Raw genomic sequence first — 20,207 nt, 5'->3', positions numbered from 1 at the left:
GCCGCGTCCCCCGAGGAGGAGAGGGCGCACCGGGTGGCCCTTGTCACGGGTGCGTCCCGCGGAATCGGCGCCGAGGTGGCGCGGATCCTCGCGGCGTCAGGCCTCCATGTTCTGGTCAACTACCGCGAGAAGGCCGCACGGGCCAACACCGTGGTCGACGGCATTCGCGCGGCCGGCGGACAGGCGTCGGCCGCAGGCGCTGACGTCTGCGACGAGGCAGCGGTCAACGCGCTGCTGACCGATATTCGTGAGCGGTTCGGCACGCTCGATGTGTTGGTTCTCAACGCTTCCGGTGGCCTCGAGCGCGGAGCCGATCCGGGTTATGCCATGCGTCTCAACCGCGATGCGCAACTACGCCTGGCCACACTGTGCCTTCCCCTCATGCCTTCAGGGGCGCGGATAGTCTTCGTCACCAGCCATCAAGCGCACTTCTACCCCGGCAAACCGGTGCCCGACGGCTACGAGCCGATCGCGCAGAGCAAACGCGCCGGCGAGGACGCGTTGCTGGCCGCGAAACCCGGTCTGGCCGAGCGGGGAATCGCGCTGAAGGTGGTGTCCGGCGACATGATCGACGGGACGATCATCGTCCGGTTGCTGCAGCGGCGTGATCCCGCGGCTGTGGAAGCCCGCCGCGACCAGGCGGAACTTCCGACCGTCGAGGAGTTCGCCACCGAAATCGCCCGGGCGGCATTGGATGCCGACCACCAGGAGATGACCTACGTCGGCGGTGCGGACTACCTGAACTGACCGAGGAGCAACGGCGTCTAGATGCGCCCGCCCGGGAACATCGTCTTGACGGCCTGGGTGACGGTGTCGCGAGCCGCGCCGGCGTCACCGGGTTCCAGCGAGCTGATCGCCATGACGTAGCGGCGTTCGGGTCCGATGGCGCCGGTCGAAACGTGCAGCTGGTTGGCCCCGTTCCAGCAGCAGAACCAGCCTTGCTTGACCGCGACCGGCTCGGCGTAGAGCCCGTCGGGGATGCCGAAGCGCTGGGGGTATCCGTCGGTTCCGGTCGGTGTGGACTGCGCCAGGTTGCTGATGATCACGTCGGCCTGCTCGGGGGGTAACCCGCCACTGCCGTCCAGCAGCATGTCGTAGTAGCGCACGAGATCGCTTGCGGTGCTCTGCGTGACGTCCCAGTGTCCGTTGTACGGCGCGGTGGTGCCCTTCAACCCGTAGCGCGCCACGATGCGCGAGATGACGGCGTTTCCTCCGCTGCGGTCCCAGAAGGTCTGGGCCGCACCGTCGTCCGAGGAGCGCAGCATGACGTCGAGCGACCTGCGGTCGGCAGCAGTCAGTTTCGTCTCGCCCTTCGATTCCTGCAGCAGCAGGTCGTCGGCGATGAACAGCTTCACCACCGAGGCGATCGGGAAAGGCTGGGTCGCGCCGTTGGAGACGATCTGGCCGGTGTCGCGGTCCAACACGACGACCTCGATCTTGGCCCCGGACTTGGCCGCCCCAGCGGTGGCTTGCCGGGTACGGGCATCGAGCCCCTCGAAGGGCGCCACGGCGGCCTCGTCTGGCGGATTCAGGGGTAGGACGCGAGTCGTGGCCTGCGGGGCGATGACTGGTGCCTGCGGAAGGTTGTCAGCCTTGACCTGTGCCTCGCAACCATTGACGAGCGTCGCCACGCTGACGACTGCCACGCTCGTCATCGCCCACTTCGACAGCTGCCTTCGCACAAATCCTCCGATCGGTCCGCGCCAGGGGAGCTGGGAATGGACACTGCGCCCGACGGTTGGACTAGCTTAACCGGCCCACCCGGATGAGCCAGTTGACGGCGACTGCGCCCGGTAACGGTGGCCCGCGGGAAGTCGATAATCGGAACATGATTGCGCTCCGCGCTGCCGGCATTCTCGGCGTCGTGGTGGCGGCTCCCTGGTGGTGGGTGGCCGCGGCCCACGCCGAGGGTTCCGCGCAGCTCGGTCCGGTCCCGGTGGTCGCGTCCCCGACGTGTGCCGGGAGCGTCAGCGCCGAGGCGCAGGTGACTCCCGTGCAGGTCCGGGATCGGGTTGAAGACGGTGTACGCGTGGCGATCCACTACGACGCCGGTATCTACGACGGTTCGTGTGCACTCACAGTTACGGCCGCCTGGGTGAATCTCGACACCGGCGGCTCAGGCCGCGGTGACATCACCGCCGTGTCGACGATTGACGGCCATTACGGCTTCATCGGTTACGCCAACACCACGTTCGAGACGGGCAGCGGCACAGTGGTGGTCACGCTCAGTTCGCATCCGGGAGCTGAGCTGCGGGTCACCCCCTGAACCGCCTCACGGATGTAGGTTCCATTGGCCCACATCGGAGGCCAAGGCATCGTTGACGTCGACGCGGAGGCCGCCGACCACTGGTCCGGGATTCGACGCGGTGTCGATCACTCGCTGGTAGAGCACCGCGGCGGGATGGACCTGACCGCCGGACCAGGACCGGGTCTGCCAGGCCCAGGCGCGGCCCGGGGTGCCCGACCTGCCGATCACTCCATCCTCGATCGCCCACTGGCACGGCCGGATACCCGCGTAGATGCCGGTGCGCTGGACTCCGATGACCGAGTTGATTCCGCGAAACCACGGCAGCGCAACGGTGTTCCAGGTGTTGCGGTCGATGTCGTCGTCGACGCTGAAGAAGACCGGGGCGCTCTTTCCGCCACCTGCCGCGGTGTGCAGTTGCCAGGCGGTGCGTGCGTCGGCGACGCCGCCGGGGTACCCGCGGGTGAAGTCCGATGGTGCCGTCCCGCCCGGCTTGCCGTATTGGAAGTTGCTGACGATGACGAGCCCTGCGGCGGTGAGCTGGCGGGCATAGGGCAGGGTGATCGGCTTGGCGCCGAAGGACGATCCGGGACGTGACGTCGCGACGTAGTTGATCACCCCGGAGTGGCCCGCGGCCCGGATGTCCTGCGGCGGAATCTGGCGCATGGCGAAGTCGATCAGCGTGGGAGCGGCGGCCGACGCCGGAGGCGCGCCGAGGCCCGCTGCGGCCACACCCAGCCCGGCCAGCGCCGCGGCACAGCGCAGCGCGTCACGGCGGGAAACCTCCACGACGCGATGTTAACAATGTGGCTGCTGCGACAGCTGTGGCGACTCGCGAACCCCTCCGGTTTCGATGCCGCACCGTTATCCAGGCAAGGCCTGAGGGGACCCCGCAAGGCAACGCGCCGTTACGACAACAGCAAGGCCAGAGCCGCGAGCACCACCAGGACGGCGACCAGGACCAGGGCGGCGACCGCCCAGCGGTTGTTCTTGGCCCAGATCCGTACCGACGGCACGGTGATGTAGATGTGCGGTTCCGCGCTGACCATGGAGCCTCCTCGTGCGGTTGTCTACTCGGTTGCGGTCTCGGGTGCCGGTGTCACGTCGGCGCCGCCCGCACCCTTGACGGAAGCCTTCGCGCGATTCTCGGCCCGGACGGCCCGCTTCCCCCGCACGAACCCGGTCGGGGAGATCGATGCCGACAGCAGCGCATCCTCGCCGTTGACGAACGGATGGAATCCGACACCTGCACCGCCGCGGCCCTTGACCGGGATATCGGCGACTTCGGTTACCTTCCAGCCCTTTTCGGAAATCGACAGGATTGCTTCGCCGTTGCGACACGAGACGGGCAGCGCCGCGATGACTTCGTCTCCGTCGCCCGCCAGCTTCACCCCGGCCACGCCATTACCCGCCACGCCCTGCGGATTGACCGCCCCCGGGTCGATGCGCAGGATCTTCCCGCGCCGGGTCACCAACGCCAGGTGGTAGCCGTCGGCGAGCACCCCGGAACGCAGCAGCCCGGTGATGTCCGGCGCCACCGGGATGTCGCGGATCTTGAACGGCAGACCGTTGCCGGCGGTGAACTTCACCCGCCCGTCGGTCCACACCGCCCAGCCGAGACCCGAGGTGAGCAGCTCGCCGTGGCTATCGGAGAACACGCCGCGGTCGTCCAGTCGCCAGGAAGCGTTGACCTTCCGCTCGCGCGGGCCGTCGTCGTCGGAACTCGACACGGTGGGGGTGGCATCGAAGTCCAGGACGGTGCGCCGGTCGAACTCCGGGCCCTTGAACAGCTTCGCGGTCTCCACGAGCTCCTTGTCGATCACCACCCGGCGCGCGTCGGGATTGCCCACCAGTTCGGTGAGCTCGGCGAACTCGGCATCCAGCTTTTCCGCCTCGGCCTGCAACTCGATCACATCGAGCTTGGTCAGACGCCGAAGCTGCAGGCTCAGAACATAATCGGCCTGCTCGGAGTCGATCGAGAACCGTTCCTGCAATCCCTGGCGGGCCTCGTCGACGGTCTCGGACGCCCGAATGATCGCGACGGCGGTGTCGATGTCGAGGTGGATTTTCATCAATCCGGCGACCAGGTGACGCCGCGCGGAGACCTTGTCCAGGCGGTACTCGCTGCGGCGCAGCACCACAGAATCCCGCAGGTGCAAGAAGGCTGAGATCAGTTCGCGCACCGACCACCAGCGCGGCACCCGATCCTCGTCGAGCGCGACCAGGCTGGCCGCGAAGGTCGACTCGAGCGGAGTCAGGGCCAGCAGTTGCTCGCGGATCTGTTCGGCACTGTGGCCACGCTTGGCGGTGACGACGATGCGCAACCCGTTACGGCGGTCGGTCAGGTCCGACATGTCGGCCACGCCGGACAGCTCCCCGGACTCGACCATGGCCCGGATCCGGTCCTGCACAGTGTTACTCGCCACACCGGGGGGTAGCTCGGTGATGACACAGTTCTTACCGTCGACGGACACCGTCCCGCGGACCGTGAACTGGCCGCGGCCGGTGGTGATGTACTCACGCAGGCCGGCGGTGCCGACGACGGTGGCCCCGCATCCCCAGTCGGGACCGGGGATGAGCTTGACCAGCCTGTCGTCGGTCATGTTCGGGGTTTTCAGCAGCGCCCGGCAGGCTGCGAGCACCTCGCGCGGATTGTGGGCGGGCACCTTGGTGGCCCACCCTTCGGCGATGCCGACGGCGCCGTTGCACAGCAGCACCGGCCACTGGGCCGGAAGCCAGGTCGGCTCGGTCCATTCACCGTCGAAGGTTTGGACCATCGGCACCGCGTGGCTGTCGAGCTCGGCGGTCAGGGCCGCCCCCTGTGCAGACAGCCGCATCTCGGTGTACCGGTCGGCCGCGGGAATGTCGCCCTGGATGCGGGGGAAAGCGCCTTGTCCGTCAATGACTTTGACGCGCTGGAACTCGGCAGCCATCAGGGCCGCCGCCCCGTACATCGACGCACCGCCGTGCGGGTGCAGGTTGCCGGTGACTGCCGAGCAGATCTTCGACGACTTCTGCGGCTTGTTTCCGGGCAGCAGTTTCGACTCGTGCATCTGGTAGAGCAGGCGCCGTTGACCGGGTTTGAGCCCGTCGAACGCGGACGGGATGGCCCGGTCGCTGACGCTGTAGAGCGCGAAGGTCAGCTGGTAGTGGTTCCAGTAGTCGTCGGCGCTCTGGTCGAGCACCAGATCTTGGTTCTGTTCGGGAACGTCCAGGGTGGCGGTCACGGTACTTCTTCCTAGGTCAGGTCCAGCGCGGAGGTGTCAACACGGGCGGCCACATCGGCCATCCACGTGCGCCGGCCCTCCGGTGGCCCGCCGAACAAGATGTGGTGCAGCTTCTTCTCACTGTCATCGGGATGTACCCGAATCACTGTGCGGCGCTGGGGATCCAGCACGGTATTCCAGAAGTCGTCGGCGTCCATCTCACCGAGACCTTTGTTGCGCTGAACCTCCACTCGCCGCTTCGAGGTGGCTTTCATCTGGGCCACGGCGGTGTCGCGTTCGGACTCGTCCTGGCAGTAGACCCGCTGCTGGCCGTCTTTGACCACAAACAGCGGCGGCAGCGTCACGTAGACCATCCCGGCCGCGACGAGCGGGCGGTAGAAGTCGAGGAACATCGAGATGAGGCTGGAGTTGATGTTGCCGCCGTCCGGGTCGGCGTCGGAGGCGAACAAGATCCGGTCGTACCGGCACAATTCGGGGTCGCAACTGTCACGTATCCCGCAACCCAGGATGCGTTCGATCGAGTCGAACTCGTCCTTGGCCCGCGCCTTGCTCACGGCGAAGCCGTAGACGTTGGGCGGCTTGCCTTTCAGCGGGAAGGCGGCCTGGAATGTCGCGTCGCGCGCAGCCTTGATGGTGCCCAGCGCCGAATCGCCCTCGCACAGGAACAATTCGGCACCCGAGCCGCGTCCGGTCTCCCGGCTGGGTAGCAGCTTGGGCGGCAGCGACAGATTGGTACCCAACCCTTTGGCTTTCGACGCCGCGCGGGATCGGGCTTTGGCCCCCTCGGCGCTGCGGCGGGCCCGGGCCGACTCGAGTGCCAGCTTCGTCCACAGCGTGACGGTGTCGCCGTTGGCGGGGTTGGCCGCCCAGATCGTGACGCTGCGCGCCACGTCCGGTGCCATCGCCACGTTCAGCGAACGTGACGACACCGCGGTCTTGGCCTGGGAGTCCCATCCGACGTCCGGCGCGCGGGTGTCGACGGCCAGCGCGGTGACGGCGGCGAAATCCTGGGGCTCCGGGCCGTCCTCACCTTTGGCCAGGCCGAGATCGCGGATCCGGGACGCGCGATCAGCCAGTGCCTCGGACAGGCCCTTCACCGCGGCGGTCAGATGCGATCCGCCACCTGGGGTGCGCACGGTGTTGCAGAACGCGGCCACGGTGATCGGTTCGGCCGGTCCGGCGGTCAGTGACCAGCGAAACGGAGTGGGACCGCGCCCGGTGGTGTATTCGCCGCGGCCCTCTACGACCGCGCGGACCGCCGGGAGGGGAGTTCCGGCGGCGGTGCACATGAGGTCCAGGAGGGCGTCGGTGCCCCACGGGCCGCTGAACGGCTCGAGCAGTGCAGGCGGCACTTCCTCGCCGGGCCAGCCTTCGTCGACGACGGTCAGGTGCACGCCCGGACACATCCGGGCCGCGGCGTGTGCCCGCAGCAGGACCTCGCCGATGTCCACACTGGCGTCCGGAACCACGGCGGCGTCGAACAGGATGCGCACCGTGGTGCCGTGCGCGTCGGGCTTGCGGTTGCCCGCGCCCTTGAGCTTCTGCGTGTCCGCTCGGGTGAAGGGGGCGTCCGGGTCGAACTCTTTACCCTCGAACGTCCCGGGATAGCCGTGGCCGAAGCTCTGTAGGTAGGTCTTGCCGGCGCGGCGCACGGTCACGTCGGTGCGGGCGGAGATGAACACCGCTGCGGCGGCGCCGATCCCGTTCAAACCAGCTCCGGTGCTGGTCGCGTCGGTATGGGCGGAGAACTTGCCGCCGGCGCGCGCGGTGCCCAGCGTCTTGACGATGCCGTTCTTCCCGGTCACCGGGTCGGAGTCGACGGGCAGGCCGCGGCCGTCGTCGGCGACGCTGACCGATCCGTCGGTGTGCAAGGTGATCGTCACCGTGGATCCGCCGTGGCTGGGGTCGGCGACCTCTTCGATCGCGTTGTCGACCAGCTCACGCAACGCGGTGTTGAGGACGTCGAGGCCCAGGTTTACCGCCGGCCGCAGGCGTGTGTGCTGGACATCGTCGAGCTCGGTGATGTCTGCGGCGTTGTAACTCACTGCTGTCCTTTCCTACCAGGGCCGATGCCCCGCGCAGCCACCCCTGTGGCACGGGAGGCATACGCATTCTGCCCTGAGTTGCCGACACCGGGCCCCACTGCCACGGCCAAACCGGCCATGAACCTGGCGATATCGGGAGAGATTGCCGGGAATGCGACCATATGGCCATGACCGCAACGCTTGTCGCGAAGAACGTGGCCGGCGGATTCGCCCACCGCACCCTGTTCGAGGGGCTGGACCTGACTGTGGCGCCCGGAGATGTGGTGGGGGTCGTGGGCGCCAATGGTGCGGGTAAGAGCACGTTGCTGCGCATCCTGGCCGGAGATCTCGAGCCACTCGAGGGTGTGATCAACCTCGCTCCCGTGGACGGTTTCGTCGGGTGGCTGCCGCAGGAGCATGAGCGGGTGCCGGGCGAGACCGTCGCGGCCTACATCGCGCGGCGTACCGGCTGCACTCAGGCGACCGTGGCGATGGACACCGCCGCGGCGGCCCTCGCCGATCCGGACGCAGATGCCGACGCCTATTCCGCCGCGCTCGATCATTGGCTGGCCACCGGTGCGGCGGACCTCGACGAGCGGATGCCGGTGGTGCTGGCCGAGCTGGGGTTCGATGCCGACACGATGCGACCCGATTCGACGCCGATGACCGCGTTGTCAGGCGGGCAGGCGGCACGGGTCGGGCTCGCCGCGCTGATGCTCTCGCGGTTCGACATCGTCCTGCTCGATGAACCGACCAACGATCTCGACCTCGACGGCCTGGACCGGCTGGAGAACATCGTCTCCGACCTCCGCGGTGGCGTGGTGCTGGTCAGCCACGACCGGGAGTTCCTGGCCCGCACCGTGACCCGCGTCCTGGAACTGGATCTGGCGCAGAACCGCACCACGGTCTACGGCGGTGGCTACGAAAGCTATTTGGAAGAGCGGGAAGTCGCGCGCCGGCACCGCAGGGAAGAGTACGACGAGTTCGCCGAGAAGAAAGCCGATCTCGTGGCTCGGGCTCGCACCCAACGGGAGTGGTCGAGCCAGGGGGTGCGCAACGCGATGCGCAAGGCGCCGGACAACGACAAGAACCGGCGGCGGGCGCAAACCGAGTCCAGCGAGAAGCAGGCGCAGAAGGTGCGGCAGATGGAGAGCCGGATCGCCCGGCTGGAGGAGGTCGAGGAGCCCCGCAAGGAGTGGACCCTGCAGTTCACGATCGCCGCGGCACCACGGTCGAGTTCGGTGGTGGCGACGCTGGACAATGCTGTTGTGCGGCAGGGTGATTTCACACTCGGTCCGGTATCGCTGCAGGTGAATGCCGGCGAGCGGATCGGGATCACCGGCCCGAACGGGGCGGGGAAGTCGACGTTGCTGCGGCTCCTGCTCGGCCGTCGGCAACCCGACGAGGGTCGCGCGAGCCTGGGTGCGAATGTCGCCATCGGTGAAATCGACCAGGCGCGAGCAGATTTCACCGGCGAAGGGCGGCTGGTCGACCGGTTCGAGCGCCATGTGCCGGAGTGGCCGACGGCCGAGGTCCGGACGCTGCTGGCGAAGTTCGGCCTGAAGGCCGACCACGTGGAACGCGCAGTCGACGACCTCTCACCGGGCGAGCGGACCCGGGCCGGGCTGGCGCTGCTGCAGGCCTGTGGCACGAACGTGCTGGTGCTCGATGAGCCGACGAACCATCTCGACCTCCCGGCCATCGAGCAGCTGGAGCAGGCGCTGGAGTCCTATGACGGTGCCCTGCTCCTGGTGACGCATGATCGCCGGATGCTGGAGAACGTTCGCCTCGACCGGTCGTGGCTGGTCGACAAGGGGCAGGTCACCGAGTTGTAGCCACAGCGGTCAGCCCGGCCACCCCATCTCCATCGGGAACTGGCCCTCGATCAGGTGACGTTTCAGCACCTTGCCGGTAGCGGTGCGGGGCAGCTGATCGACGAAGGTGACGTCGCGCGGAATCGAGAAGCGGCTCAGGCGGTTCCGGACGTAGTTCTTGACGGTGTCCGCGTCGAGCGACGACCCGTCGGTGCGCACGACGAACGCGGCCAACCGCTGGCCGAATTCCGGATCCGGTACGCCGACCACCGCGACGTCGGCGACCTGGGGCAGCACGGCGATCGCCTCTTCGACCGGGCGGGGGAAAACGTTCTCGCCCCCCGAGATGATCATGTCGTCGTCACGTCCGGCGACGAACAGACGGCCGCTGCCGTCGAGGTACCCGAGGTCGCCGGTGTCCATCAGCCTGTCCTCGATCGCAGGCGATTTCGCATTGGTGTAGCCGTCGAACAGCATGTCGTTGCCGACGAAGATGCGGCCGACGGCGCCGACCGGCGCCACCCGGCCGCGCTCGTCGAGGATGGCGATACGGGTGCCCAAGGGTGGCCGGCCCGCGGTGGTGGGAGCGACGCGCAGGTCGGCGGGATCGGCGATGGTCGCCCAGGACACCTCGGTGGATCCGTAGAAGTTGTAGAGCACGTCGCCGAAGATCTCCATGAACTTGGTGACGGCCGCGCCAGGAATCGGTGACCCACTGCTGGCGACCACCTTCAGCGATGAGGTGTCGTATCGGCTGAGTACGTCGGCCGGCAGTTCGAGAATGCGTTGCAGCATCACCGGAACCAGGATCACCACGGTGCAGCGGTGGCGCTCAATGGCTTTGAGACATTCCTCGGCGTCGAACCGTTCCATCAGCACCACAGTCGCCAGCAACGGGGTGCTCACTTGCAGCGCGGCCAGGCCCCAGGTGTGAAACAGCGGCGCGCTCAGCAGCATCACTTCGCCGTGCCGCAGCGGCATGCGGGACAGCATCGCGGCAATAGCGCCGAAGCCGGGTGGCGTTGGCCTCCGGGCGCCCTTGGGTGTGCCGGTGGTGCCCGAGGTGAGTGCCACCAGCTTGCCTGGTTGTTTCGGTGGCGATACCGGGGCGGCGCCGGTGCCGGTGGCGATGAGGTCGTCCACCGACCTGCGGTGCCGCGTAGCCGAATCGGCGTGGATCGAGATTCGTGGGATGTCCGCGGAGACATACCGCACTTCCGGTTCGAAGTCGCCGTCGACGAATATGGCGTCGACGTTGTGGCGGTTGACGATCTCTTCGATCGCACGGGCAGCCAGGCCGGTGTTCAGCAACACCAGGTCTGCGCCCAACTTGCTGGCCGCCACCATGCACTCGACCATCGCCGAATGGTTGCGGGCCAGAACCGCGAACGTGCTGTCGCTGCTGAATCCGATCACCGCAAGGCCCGACGCCAGGTGGGTGGTGCGTTCGGCCACGTCGGCGTAGGTCGATGTCCCGTATTCGTCGATCGACGCGATGGTGCGGGGTGCCCGCGCGGCGGCGGCGGTGAGGCCGCCGGCGAGCGTGAATCCCCATTTGGCGAGCGAATTGAGTTGGCGAAGACCGCGATCGGGGCGGGATGCGCGGACCACACCGCTGGTGATCATGGTCCTCAAGACGTTGAGCTGCAGAGACCGCCCGTCACCCATGTTGACCAGCTGTGCCGACGGCTCGCCCGCGAGGTAGTCCGAGATGCGCTGCAGCCCTTCGCGGATCCAGTTCTCGACGGCGTTGTCGCTGGCTTTCGCGATGTCGGGGTGCAGCGTGCCGACGGCAAAGATCCTCAGCGCGATCCGGGCGCCGCGTCCTTCGGGGGTCAGCCGGATGGAGGCGAAACACCGACCCGTCTGCGTCGCGTCGAGCCGTAACTCCACACCCGACAGGCGGACCGTCCGGCGCATCTCGTGGACCACGACGGCGCCGCGGGACGTGGACAGCCGCACCTCGAAGAGTTGCGGGTCGCCTGCGACCTGTTCGCACGACCCGATACCGCGAAAGAACCGCGGGTAGAGATCGGGTGCCTCCAGGATGGGCCAGATATCGGGACATGGGTGATCGAGCGTCGTGTCGACGGCGATCACGTCTCGTGCCACTGTGGTTCTGCCAGGATGTCGGTAGTTAGCTGCGACTAGCCATTCTGGTTCATCCGTCCCCGGTGCGGGCCTGTTTTCGCCGACGAATGCGATTGTGATCGTTTCCCGGGCAACTTTCGGGGGTGGAGTTGGGCCAGATCCGCGGATACGCTTCGGTCCGTGCCGCAGTCTGCTTCACGGCGCGACGTACTCAGGTACGCCGCGTTGTTCGGCCCGGTGTTGGCCGTGCCCGGTGCCCTGACCGCGACGGCCGGCGCTCCACGGGCCGCTGCCGGCGGCTTGCAGATCGTCGATTTCGCCGACCGGTTGGTCCAGCCCGAGCAGTTGAAGTCCGCGGGCTTCGGTGGCGCGCTGGTCTACGTCTCCGAACTGCGCCCGGGAGCCACGTTCGATTTCAAACCCGTGACCCGTGACTACGCCGACCGCTTGCGGGCGGCAGGTCTTCAGGTCGTCAGCTGCTATCAGTTCGGCAAACCGGGTTGGCCGACGCCGTCGGACTTCACTCGCGGCTATGACGGGGGAGTGGCCGACGCTCAGACTGCGTTGGGCCTGCACACCGCGGCCAGCGGTCCGGCGTCGGCGCCGATCTTCTTCAGCGTCGACGAAGACATCGATGCCGCAACCTGGAAAAGCCAGGCAGTCAGGTGGTTTCGGGGCATCAACTCCGTCTTGGGTGTTGGCCGCACCGGGATCTACGGCGGCCGCCGTCAGTGCGGGTGGGCCATCGCCGACGGTGTCGTCGGGTCCTCGACCAGCCCGGGCTATCGTTGGGCCTGGCAGACGAAGGCTTGGTCTCGGGGTGAGCGTGAACCGGCTGCCGTGTTGTTCCAGAGGGAAGTGGTCACCGCGTCCGACCCGGGTTTCGTGATCGACGGCATCCATGTTGACGTGAACGATGTTCTCGCAGCCGATTTCGGCCAGTGGGATCTCGCCAGATAGGAGTCATCGCCTTGAGCAACACCGACATGGCCGACGCTGCGGCTGCCGCGGGTACGGCGATGGAGCAGGCCGTCGCCGTCTTCATGCTGCATCCGGAGAACTTCGGTGCCAGTGTCGCCGCGGGTTATGAGAACCCGCTGGCCGGCTACGTGGCCGGCCGTGGCGGAGTGCTGGGCGAGGCCACCGGCGCCACAGTCAGCGCGGTGTTCGCGGTATTCGAGCCGAACGGGCTCGCGGCGATGTGGGACGAGGGTGTTGCGGTGCGCGGGGCTGCCGGTGCGGCGCAACAGTATTGGCAGCAGGCCGCCGATTTCGGGCGTAAGTATCTGTCGGGCGCCGAGGGGCTGGATCGTATCGCCGCACTGGGGGAGAAGATCATCGCCGTGACACCGATCGCGGGGTTGCCGTTGTTCGCCGGCTGGCGGGCGATGCCGTTGGCCGACGATCCCGCGGCCCGCGCGTTGCAGGTGATGTTCGTGCTCCGTGAGCTGCGCGCCGGGGTGCACTTCAATGCGCTGACGATCTCGGGCATCGCTCCGGTGGAGGCGCACATGCTCAACAAGGGGCCGCAGTACACCACGATGTTCGGCTGGCCCGAGCCGTTCGCCGACGGTGCGGACAAGAAGGACCGCTACGCCGAGATCGAGCAGGCGACCAACCGGCGGATGACCGAGATCTTCGCGGCCGCTCTGGATCCGGCCGAGGCCCGGGAGCTGGCCGATCTGAGCACCGCGGCGTTGGTCTCGCTGAAGGCCGGCGTCCCGCGCTGAGCAGGCCGGGCTGTGCGGCTGGGCGCGGAGGAACGCGAGCGGGTGTTCGCGGCGGTGGCCGACGGGCGCCGGGCGATCGCCGACCTGGTCGAGGGTCTCGACGCGGAGCAGCTTGGCACACCCAGCCTGTGCGCCGGGTGGGACGTCAAAACCGTTGCGGCCCATTTGGTCAGCGATTTCACCGACGGGTTCTGGGGGTTTCTGGCCAGCGGCGTTCGCCACGGCAGCGTCGACCGCGGGATCGACGCGCTGGCCCGCCGCCGAGCGCGGGCCTCGGCGGCCGAGATCGCCGAGACGCTGCGCCGCGGCGCCGACTACCGACTGAGCCCGCCGGTCACGGGCCCGGTCTCGGGGTTGACCGACGTGTTGGTGCACGGCGCCGACATGCGGATCCCGCTGGGTCTTCCGCATCGGCCGGATCCACACCAGGTCGCCTGGGTGCTCGACTTCCTCACCAGCCGAACGCAACTCGGCTTCTTTCCGCACCGGCGCCTGCGCGGCATCGAATTGCGCGATGCGGATACCGGGCGAACCTGGGGTGAGGGCCGGGTGATCACCGGCCCGGGCGTTGCCCTGATGCTGGCGGTGTGCGGACGCACCGTCGCGTTCGAGCAGCTGTCAGGCGACGGCCTGAGCGTTCTGAGGTCGCGGCTGTCTTAGCTGAAGCGGACGTTCATGGTCGCCAGCCCGAAGATCTTCTTGCCGTCGGACTTCGCGGCGACGATGACGACACCGGTTCGGGTCTCCGGATCCAGCGACTTGATCTTGCCGCTGAACTCGATGTCGGCGCCCTCCTTGGCCGACACGATGGCGGGCTGGGACAGCCGCACCGCGTAGCGAGTGACCGCGCCGGGATCGCCCGTCCAGGTGGAGACGAATCCGGCACCCAGACCCATGGTCAGCATGCCGTGGGCGATCACGTCGGGAAGCCCGGCCAGCTTGGCGATGTCCTCGTCCCAGTGAATCGGGTTGGCGTCGCCGGCCACGCCGGCGTAGTTCACCAGGTCGCCCCGGGACAACCGGGTGTGGTGCACGCCGAGCTCGTCGCCGACCTTCACGTCGTCGAAGGACGGCGTGCCCGGCGTGCGGGTCGTGCCGCCGTCGGCGATCCGGATCTCGCCTTCGGGGCGCACGGTCTTCTCGTACTCGTCGTCGCCGACGCCGAAGATGTCGACGTCGTGCATCATCGCGCGTTGCACGGCGGTCTTGATCTCGGGGTTGAGATCCTCGGCGGTGACACCGACGACGGTGGTGTGCAGCGTGTGCACGCGCTCCCCGGCCCGGTCGGTGAAGGTGTTGGTGACGGTGATCATGTCGCGTCCGGCGATCCTGCGCACCGATGTCAGTTCGACGTCGACGTGCAGCTCGTCGCCGGCCACGATCGGGCGGTGCTGCTCGAAGACCTCTTCGGTCTGCAGGTAGGTGTCATAACCGACCACGATCGACTCGAACATGCGCCGGTTGCAGGCCATGGCCGGGGTCGAGGTGAAGGTCAGCGGCGCGACCAGACCCGAATAGCCCAGCTTCGCGGCGGCGTCGACGTCCCAGTGTGCGGGGTGGTAGTCCTGCACGGCCCGGGCGTACTCACGTACCTTCTCGCGGCCGACCAGGTAGAGGCCGTCCGCCTCGTAGTAGTGGCCGACGCGGGCTTCGAGCGCCGATGCTTCTGGTGCTGCGGTCATGAATCTGCTCAACTTTTCTATCGGCCTGTTCGCTGAAGCCGACGAAAGCACACTAACGTCTGGCCGGCGCTACGCGTAAAACCGGCAGATATGGTTCGCACCGTGCCGGGCCTCCGTATGTTCAGCGCGTGGGTCACCGAGCCGCAGGACACGGTCATCGAAGCGGCGGGCCCGCCGCGGCCAGGCGCTGTTCGATGACGGCGAGTGCCCGGCCTGCCCAGGCGACGTTCTCTTCTTCGAACTGGATTCCGCGCAGCAAGGTCAGGTAGGGGCCGACGCGCTCGGCCTCGGCCAGGTAGGCATCTTCGGTACGCCCCGCCAGGAGGTGGTCCTGCGTGCGCCGGTAACGCGCGAGTTTTGCGGTGGCCCACTGCAGACGTTCGGCCAACGCGTCGCGGACTGCCCCGATGTTGCCGGAATCCACCGCCTGGATCTGCACCAGCAGGTCCTCGCGAATCGCGCCGGGTTTCGGCGGTGTCTCGGAGAACTCGAGCAATGCCTGCCGGCCCGCGTCGGTCAATGAGAACAGGCGCTTGTTCGGCCGGCGGTCCTGTTCGACGAGTCGCGCGGCGATCAACCCATCGGCGGCCATCCGGTCCAGCTCGCGGTAGAGCTGCTGGGGCGTCGCCATCCAGAAGTTGGCCACGGACGCGTCGAACCCTTTGGCCAGGTCATAGCCCGATGCCTCGCCGTCGAGGAGCGCGGCCAGGACTGCGTCGCGTAGCGCCATGGGCCGATGCTAGCAGCGAAGTGATTAATCAAAATGTTGACTATGGGAACTGGCCGCGCCTAGCATCGCGCTAATCGATTGAGTTGGGTGATGGAGGTTCAGATGCATCCGTTCCGGGAAGCCGTGGAGGCCCGTGACGAGGCCGCGATGGAGGCACTGCTGGCCGACAATGTGGTGTTCACCAGTCCCGTGGCGTTCAAGCCGTATCCGGGCAAGCCGATCACCGCGGCGATCCTGCGCGGGGTCATGCGGGTGTTCAAGGATTTCCGGTACATCCGCGAGATCGCCGATGCCGACGGTCACGACCATGCGCTGGTCTTCGAGGCCACGGTGGACGGAAAGAAGATCACCGGATGCGACTTCCTGCACCACGACGCCGACGGCAAGATCGACGACTTCATGGTGATGGTCCGGCCACTGTCCGGCGCCACCGCCCTGGCCGAGGCCATGGCCGCACAGTTCGACCAGATCAAACAGGAAGCCGCGGAACAGATTCAGCGAGAGTCCGCTTCTGCCTGACCACCGGCGCGCCGCTCACGGCCTGATCAGCGTCCCCGCATCCGACGCCGCCTTTTGCAGCTCCGGAATCGTCATGTCGGCGTAGTCGGCGTTCACCGGCCCCGATGCGTTGCCCAACCACGGCACCACGCCGGGGTCGGGGTCGACGCCCAGGTGGTACGCCTGGATGCCGGGCAGGTGGTACTGCAGGAAGTTCACCAGGATGTCGACGACGAAGATGGCGCCGCCGATCGGTCCGGTGTTCAGCAGTGCCGCCGAGTTCATCAGGGGGAGGGCGGCGTCGGGGTTGCCGATCATCACGATCGCGCCGTAGTGCGGCTTGCTGCCTCCGCCGGGCACGTACTCGGGCATGAACGGCTGCAGTCCGGGCAGGTCGGTGGAGAAGTAGGCCGCGGTGTCGCCGTAGGTGAGGACGTTGACGAACCCGGAATCGGCTCCGTTGCCCGGCACCGTGGTGTTGAGGCCGGGGCTCTCGAAACCGATGCCCCCCAGGCCCGTCTGTTGTGCCACGTATGCGGCTTCCCATCCGCCGAGTGAGTGGCCGGTGACGAAGATGTCTTCCTTGCGGTAGCCCTGCGCGATGGCCGCGGCCTCTACCTCCTGCTCGAAGTCCACTGCGTCGAAGAAGGCCTGGGGCGGGGTGTCGGTGAAGATCACCTGGGTGTCCGCGATCACCTGGGAGATCGCGATCAGCGGGTTGTGCAGCAGGTTCGTGCCACCCGTCGTGCCCTGGTAGGCGATGATGATCTGGCCCTCCGGCGTCACCCACGCCTTGCCGGACATGCCGGTGAGCACGTTGGTGGATTCCATCTGTTTGCCGTCGACCACGAAAGGTTTCAGGTCGCCCGGGGTGCCGCCCCACACGTATGCGGCGGTCGCGGCGTTGAGGAACTGTGACACCGTCGGGGTCTTGCCGGTGGTGGGCCCGTTGTAGGTCATCGTCGGCGGTACCGGTTGCGCGGCAGGCGTTTTGGTCAGGCCCAGCTGCCCTTCGATCTCGCGGAACGCCGCGAAGAGGGCGTTGTTGACAGGCGCGAAATCGATCGGGCTCTTCGGCCCGTTGGCCGAGACGGTGATGTCGAGCACCTGCAGCACCGTGTTGACGATGCGGCCGGGCAGTTCGGCGATCTTGGCGATCGGCGACAACGGCTCCGGGGGTTTCGGAGTGGTCTCGGTGGTGCTGGATACCGCGGCGACCTTGGCGGTGAGCGGAACGGTGCTCACCGCGGACTTCGGGGCTGCCTGGAAGACGGCCGTGATCCGTGGGTGCGCGGCCTTGCTCGCCGGCAGGTCGATCTTGCTCGTGACCGCCGAGATCGCGGAACGGATCTCCTCGGGTTCGGGCGTCGCCGAGGGGGCGACCGCCACGAGGCGCCTCGCGGTGGCCCGGGGTGAGAAGTCGGACTTGGCCGGTTCGGTGTCCTCGGCCCGTGCTGGCCCGGCTGGCTTGATGGCGCGGAGCTTCCCGCGCACGATGTCGGCAATCGACTCGAGCTGCGGCGCTGCCGAATTCGGCTGGGCGGCGGGGGTGTTGTTGCCGTCGTCCGCGGTGGTGCCGGGAGCTGTCTTGTCAGCTTTGTCGGCGGTCTCGGACGCGTTGGTCTTCGTGGGTGACGACGGCCGCTTCGGCCCTGTGCTGCGCCGGCCGGCAGGTTTCTTGGGCCCATGGCCGGTTCCCGCGGTCGAGCGATTCGCGGTCTGGCCCGATGAGGCCGACGACGTCGACGAGCTCGATGAACCTGTGGTGCCGGGATCCGCCCATGCCACGGGGTGCGCACTGACGCCCGCGAGGCCGATGCCGATGGCCACGACCGACAGGCCGTACCGCAGCGGTATGCGTCTGGCGTTCTCCGGGCAGCACGAACTGTTCACCATTACCGATGTCCCCCTTGACATTCCGCGATGGTGTTCGGAGCTGCCGGTGGCGGGAATGCCAGCCGTCGCGAACACACGCGGGGTCAATATATGACATCGGCTGATGTCGGCATGGCGTTTTGGCGACCAAGGTGACACTCCGTCGTAGTCTCAGGTATGCGTGGACGCAGCGGACTCAAATGGGCGAGTGTCGGTGCTGTGTTGGTTGCCGCGGCGGCCACAGGGTGCACCACGACTACGGGAACACCGGTGGCGATGACGACGAGCGCCGCGGCATCGGAGTCTCCCGAGGTGTCCGAGCCGACCGGCCCACCGGTAGGCACAGCCGTCATGAAGGTCACCGGTGGCAGCGCTCCGGTGACCATTCGCTACCGGATCAACGGCGGCGCGGAGCAGACCGAGACGAATGTGACGCTGCCGTGGGAGAAGCAGTACCCCGTCTACGACGAGCTCGAATCGGAGGTTGCCGCGGACGGCGGGAGTACCGCACTGACCTGCACGATCATGATGGATGGCGACAAACTCGTGTCGTTCAAGACCGAGGTGAACCCGGTGTGCAACTTCTCGTACTGGGGTTGACCCGCGAACACTCTTGACAACATACAACCAATCGGTTGTATATTGGAGTGGTGACCGAGAGCGATGAGGACCGGGCGGATGCCCTGTTTCACGCGCTCGCCGATCGGACCAGGCGGGACATCATGCGCCGGGTCCTGGCCGGTGAACACTCGGTCTCGGTGCTCGCGGCGAAGTACGACATGAGCTTCGCGGCAGTGCAGAAGCACGTCGCCGTGCTGGAGAAGGCCGGGCTGATCATCAAGCGGCGCAACGGTCGTGAGCAGCTGGCCAGCGGTGACGTGGAGGCAGTGCGGTCGGTGGCGTCCATGTTGACTGAGCTGGAACAGGTTTGGCGTGGCCGCATCGCCCGTATCGATGAACTGATCGCATCCGATCCCAAGGAGGACTGACCATGCCCGTGACCGATGTCAAACACGATCTCGACAACCTGACGCTGACGATCACCGCGGACTTCGCCGCGCCGGTGCAGCGCGTCTGGCAGGTGTACGCCGACCCGCGCCAGCTGGAGAAGGTATGGGGGCCGCCGACTTTCCCGGCGACCGTGGTCGACCACAGCTTCGCACCCGGCGGCCGCGTCACCTATTTCATGACCGGCCCGGAGGGCGAGAAGTACGCGGGATACTGGGAGATCACCGCGGTCGACGAGCCGGCGAGCTTCTCGTTCGACGAGGGATTCGCCGACGAGGATTTCAACCCCAACCCCGAGCTGCCGGTGTCGAAGAACGTCTACACCTTCGCCGAACACAACGGTGGCACCCGGGCGGTCTACGTCAGCACCTACGCCTCCGCCGAAGCACTTCAGCAGGTTCTGGACATGGGTGTGGTCGAGGGCGCTTCTTCGGCGATCAACCAGATCGACGAACTCCTCGCCGCCTGACCTACCGGTGCCGGCCGCCGGCCGTGGCGGCCACCGGACGCGACTCGGCTTCGCTCTCCTCGGCGTTGCGATCGGGAGCCAGCATGACGGCGGTGATCGGCACGCCGAGTGCGAGCAGGCCGATCACGAAGACCGGGAACAGGAACGAGAACACCTCGGGCCCACCGGGAACCGGCATCATGTGATCGACACTCACCCGGACCGCGGCCATGCCGGTGTAGTGCATGCCGACGACGGCGACGCCCATCACCAGGCCGGCCACGAATCGGAGCCCGCGCGATTTGAGGACCAGGGTGAACCACAGCGCTGCGGTCGCGGCGACCACGGCGATCACGAAGGAGAGCACGACGAGGGTGGTGTCGTAGGTCATGGTGCCCTGCATCTGCACCGCCCACATGCCGGTGTAGTGCATCACCGCGACCGCCAGGCCGGTGATCACGCCGCCGGCCAGCAGTCGGCGCAGGTCGAATTCGCGGCCGATGGTGATCAGCCCGACGAAGACGGCGGCGATCGCGATCACAGCCGAGGCGATCGTCCAGCCGAGGTGGTACCGGACCGTGCTGTTCGGGATCGCGAAGCCGAGCATCGCGATGAAGTGCATGAGCCAGATGCCAACCCCGCCAATGGCGATCGAGGCCATGAGCAGCCAGCGGAGGCGATCGCGTCCGCTGGTTGCCCTGGCACCGCAGCGGGTGCAGGCCAGGCCGACGACCGAGCCGGTCACCGAGACGATGTACGCCAGGAACAGCAGCCAGAGGCCCATGTCGAAGTGATGTACTTGGTGGTTCATGACGGGTTTCCTCGAGACTGTGAG

Annotated in this window: 20 protein-coding genes; 10 read left to right on the top strand and 10 right to left on the bottom strand. The window is 67.4% G+C overall.

Going from position 1 to position 20,207, the window contains the following annotated elements; translation table 11 throughout:
- Positions 1 to 33: 33 nt before the first annotated feature.
- Positions 34 to 747 carry an SDR family oxidoreductase gene (locus tag G6N57_RS05785; protein WP_077741787.1) on the top strand — a complete coding sequence of 238 codons (714 nt, stop codon included), beginning with the start codon at positions 34 to 36 and terminating at the stop codon, positions 745 to 747.
- A 17-nt stretch (positions 748 to 764) separates the two neighbouring features.
- Here the strand turns inward: G6N57_RS05785 and G6N57_RS05780 are convergent, their stop codons facing one another.
- Entirely contained in the window at positions 765 to 1,655 is an 891-nt protein-coding gene (locus tag G6N57_RS05780) for a serine hydrolase (RefSeq protein ID WP_077739665.1), read from the bottom strand.
- Positions 1,656 to 1,828: 173 nt separating this feature from the next.
- Between G6N57_RS05780 and G6N57_RS05775 the strand changes: the two genes are divergently transcribed.
- Positions 1,829 to 2,266 carry a hypothetical protein gene (locus G6N57_RS05775; protein WP_077739664.1) on the top strand — a complete coding sequence of 146 codons (438 nt, stop codon included), beginning with the start codon at positions 1,829 to 1,831 and terminating at the stop codon, positions 2,264 to 2,266.
- Between the two features lie 6 nt (positions 2,267 to 2,272).
- Here G6N57_RS05775 and G6N57_RS05770 read toward each other — a convergent pair whose 3' ends face one another.
- From G6N57_RS05770 to G6N57_RS05755, 4 genes are all read right to left on the bottom strand, one after another.
- Positions 2,273 to 3,034: a DUF1906 domain-containing protein gene (locus G6N57_RS05770; RefSeq protein WP_036443583.1), complete on the bottom strand. Its 762-nt coding sequence runs from the start codon at positions 3,032 to 3,034 to the stop codon at positions 2,273 to 2,275.
- Positions 3,035 to 3,153: 119 nt separating this feature from the next.
- Entirely contained in the window at positions 3,154 to 3,294 is a 141-nt protein-coding gene (locus tag G6N57_RS05765; RefSeq protein WP_162563923.1) for a hypothetical protein, read from the bottom strand.
- A gap of 21 nt (positions 3,295 to 3,315) precedes the next feature.
- Positions 3,316 to 5,472, bottom strand: a complete 2,157-nt coding sequence (locus G6N57_RS05760; protein ID WP_077739663.1) for a DNA gyrase subunit A — start codon at positions 5,470 to 5,472, stop codon at positions 3,316 to 3,318.
- Positions 5,473 to 5,483: 11 nt separating this feature from the next.
- A complete protein-coding gene (locus G6N57_RS05755) occupies positions 5,484 to 7,517 on the bottom strand; it encodes a toprim domain-containing protein (RefSeq protein WP_077739662.1) in 2,034 nt (677 codons plus the stop codon).
- Between the two features lie 167 nt (positions 7,518 to 7,684).
- Here G6N57_RS05755 and G6N57_RS05750 point away from each other — a divergent pair, with 167 nt between their 5' ends.
- Positions 7,685 to 9,331, top strand: coding sequence for an ABC-F family ATP-binding cassette domain-containing protein (locus tag G6N57_RS05750; protein WP_077741786.1), 1,647 nt, complete (start codon positions 7,685 to 7,687; stop codon positions 9,329 to 9,331).
- Between the two features lie 9 nt (positions 9,332 to 9,340).
- Here G6N57_RS05750 and G6N57_RS05745 read toward each other — a convergent pair whose 3' ends face one another.
- Positions 9,341 to 11,422: an AMP-binding protein gene (locus tag G6N57_RS05745; RefSeq protein ID WP_077739661.1), complete on the bottom strand. Its 2,082-nt coding sequence runs from the start codon at positions 11,420 to 11,422 to the stop codon at positions 9,341 to 9,343.
- Between the two features lie 159 nt (positions 11,423 to 11,581).
- Here G6N57_RS05745 and G6N57_RS05740 point away from each other — a divergent pair, with 159 nt between their 5' ends.
- The 3 genes from G6N57_RS05740 to G6N57_RS05730 are packed head-to-tail and all read left to right on the top strand — an operon-like array spanning position 11,582 to position 13,791.
- Positions 11,582 to 12,361 (top strand): DUF1906 domain-containing protein, encoded by a 780-nt coding sequence (locus G6N57_RS05740; protein ID WP_077739660.1) that lies wholly within the window; start codon positions 11,582 to 11,584, stop codon positions 12,359 to 12,361.
- Between the two features lie 26 nt (positions 12,362 to 12,387).
- Positions 12,388 to 13,131: an SCO6745 family protein gene (locus G6N57_RS05735; RefSeq protein WP_234815742.1), complete on the top strand. Its 744-nt coding sequence runs from the start codon at positions 12,388 to 12,390 to the stop codon at positions 13,129 to 13,131.
- A gap of 12 nt (positions 13,132 to 13,143) precedes the next feature.
- On the top strand, positions 13,144 to 13,791 hold the full coding sequence (locus tag G6N57_RS05730; protein WP_097926177.1) for a maleylpyruvate isomerase family mycothiol-dependent enzyme: 648 nt from the start codon (positions 13,144 to 13,146) through the stop codon (positions 13,789 to 13,791).
- Here G6N57_RS05730 and G6N57_RS05725 read toward each other — a convergent pair.
- Both G6N57_RS05725 and G6N57_RS05720 read right to left on the bottom strand, forming a co-directional pair.
- Entirely contained in the window at positions 13,788 to 14,813 is a 1,026-nt protein-coding gene (locus G6N57_RS05725; protein ID WP_077739658.1) for a fused (3R)-hydroxyacyl-ACP dehydratase subunits HadA/HadB, read from the bottom strand. The two genes, G6N57_RS05730 and G6N57_RS05725, sit on opposite strands and share 4 nt — an antisense overlap.
- A gap of 154 nt (positions 14,814 to 14,967) precedes the next feature.
- Positions 14,968 to 15,543, bottom strand: coding sequence for a PadR family transcriptional regulator (locus tag G6N57_RS05720; protein ID WP_077739657.1), 576 nt, complete (start codon positions 15,541 to 15,543; stop codon positions 14,968 to 14,970).
- Positions 15,544 to 15,645: 102 nt separating this feature from the next.
- On the opposite strand from G6N57_RS05720, the gene G6N57_RS05715 reads away from it, so the two are divergent.
- Positions 15,646 to 16,062, top strand: coding sequence for a nuclear transport factor 2 family protein (locus G6N57_RS05715; protein ID WP_077741785.1), 417 nt, complete (start codon positions 15,646 to 15,648; stop codon positions 16,060 to 16,062).
- Positions 16,063 to 16,077: 15 nt separating this feature from the next.
- Here the strand turns inward: G6N57_RS05715 and G6N57_RS05710 are convergent, their stop codons facing one another.
- Positions 16,078 to 17,937 (bottom strand): hypothetical protein, encoded by a 1,860-nt coding sequence (locus G6N57_RS05710; RefSeq protein WP_077739656.1) that lies wholly within the window; start codon positions 17,935 to 17,937, stop codon positions 16,078 to 16,080.
- Between the two features lie 255 nt (positions 17,938 to 18,192).
- Between G6N57_RS05710 and G6N57_RS05705 the strand changes: the two genes are divergently transcribed.
- The 3 genes from G6N57_RS05705 to G6N57_RS05695 are packed head-to-tail and all read left to right on the top strand — an operon-like array spanning position 18,193 to position 19,393.
- The gene (locus tag G6N57_RS05705; RefSeq protein WP_234815740.1) at positions 18,193 to 18,516 is read left to right on the top strand and encodes a hypothetical protein; all 324 of its coding nucleotides are present in this window, start codon (positions 18,193 to 18,195) and stop codon (positions 18,514 to 18,516) included.
- A gap of 50 nt (positions 18,517 to 18,566) precedes the next feature.
- Positions 18,567 to 18,905 carry an ArsR/SmtB family transcription factor gene (locus G6N57_RS05700; RefSeq protein ID WP_036443559.1) on the top strand — a complete coding sequence of 113 codons (339 nt, stop codon included), beginning with the start codon at positions 18,567 to 18,569 and terminating at the stop codon, positions 18,903 to 18,905.
- Between the two features lie 2 nt (positions 18,906 to 18,907).
- Positions 18,908 to 19,393: an SRPBCC family protein gene (locus tag G6N57_RS05695; RefSeq protein ID WP_077739654.1), complete on the top strand. Its 486-nt coding sequence runs from the start codon at positions 18,908 to 18,910 to the stop codon at positions 19,391 to 19,393.
- 1 nt (position 19,394) lies between these two features.
- On the opposite strand, the gene G6N57_RS05690 is transcribed toward G6N57_RS05695, so the two are convergent.
- Entirely contained in the window at positions 19,395 to 20,183 is a 789-nt protein-coding gene (locus G6N57_RS05690) for an MHYT domain-containing protein (RefSeq protein WP_077739653.1), read from the bottom strand.
- Between the last annotated feature and the right edge of the window lie 24 nt (positions 20,184 to 20,207).

It is taken from the genome of Mycolicibacterium boenickei, assembly GCF_010731295.1.
Taxonomy (GTDB): Bacteria; Actinomycetota; Actinomycetes; order Mycobacteriales; family Mycobacteriaceae; genus Mycobacterium; species Mycobacterium boenickei.
Note: the sequence above shows the minus strand (reverse complement) of the source record. Positions and strands in the feature narration are given on the sequence as shown.

What these genes read in the sequence shown, in the direction of transcription:
- G6N57_RS05750 (WP_077741786.1), top strand. Translation starts at nt 7,685, where the DNA reads ATGACCGCAACGCTTGTCGCGAAGAACGTGGCCGGCGGATTCGCCCAC.
- G6N57_RS05690 (WP_077739653.1), bottom strand. Translation starts at nt 20,183, where the DNA reads ATGAACCACCAAGTACATCACTTCGACATGGGCCTCTGGCTGCTGTTC.
- G6N57_RS05705 (WP_234815740.1), top strand. Translation starts at nt 18,193, where the DNA reads ATGACGACGAGCGCCGCGGCATCGGAGTCTCCCGAGGTGTCCGAGCCG.
- G6N57_RS05725 (WP_077739658.1), bottom strand. Translation starts at nt 14,813, where the DNA reads ATGACCGCAGCACCAGAAGCATCGGCGCTCGAAGCCCGCGTCGGCCAC.
- G6N57_RS05695 (WP_077739654.1), top strand. Translation starts at nt 18,908, where the DNA reads ATGCCCGTGACCGATGTCAAACACGATCTCGACAACCTGACGCTGACG.
- G6N57_RS05735 (WP_234815742.1), top strand. Translation starts at nt 12,388, where the DNA reads ATGGCCGACGCTGCGGCTGCCGCGGGTACGGCGATGGAGCAGGCCGTC.
- G6N57_RS05775 (WP_077739664.1), top strand. Translation starts at nt 1,829, where the DNA reads ATGATTGCGCTCCGCGCTGCCGGCATTCTCGGCGTCGTGGTGGCGGCT.
- G6N57_RS05715 (WP_077741785.1), top strand. Translation starts at nt 15,646, where the DNA reads ATGCATCCGTTCCGGGAAGCCGTGGAGGCCCGTGACGAGGCCGCGATG.
- G6N57_RS05720 (WP_077739657.1), bottom strand. Translation starts at nt 15,543, where the DNA reads ATGGCGCTACGCGACGCAGTCCTGGCCGCGCTCCTCGACGGCGAGGCA.
- G6N57_RS05710 (WP_077739656.1), bottom strand. Translation starts at nt 17,937, where the DNA reads ATGGTGAACAGTTCGTGCTGCCCGGAGAACGCCAGACGCATACCGCTG.
- G6N57_RS05780 (WP_077739665.1), bottom strand. Translation starts at nt 1,655, where the DNA reads ATGACGAGCGTGGCAGTCGTCAGCGTGGCGACGCTCGTCAATGGTTGC.
- G6N57_RS05765 (WP_162563923.1), bottom strand. Translation starts at nt 3,294, where the DNA reads ATGGTCAGCGCGGAACCGCACATCTACATCACCGTGCCGTCGGTACGG.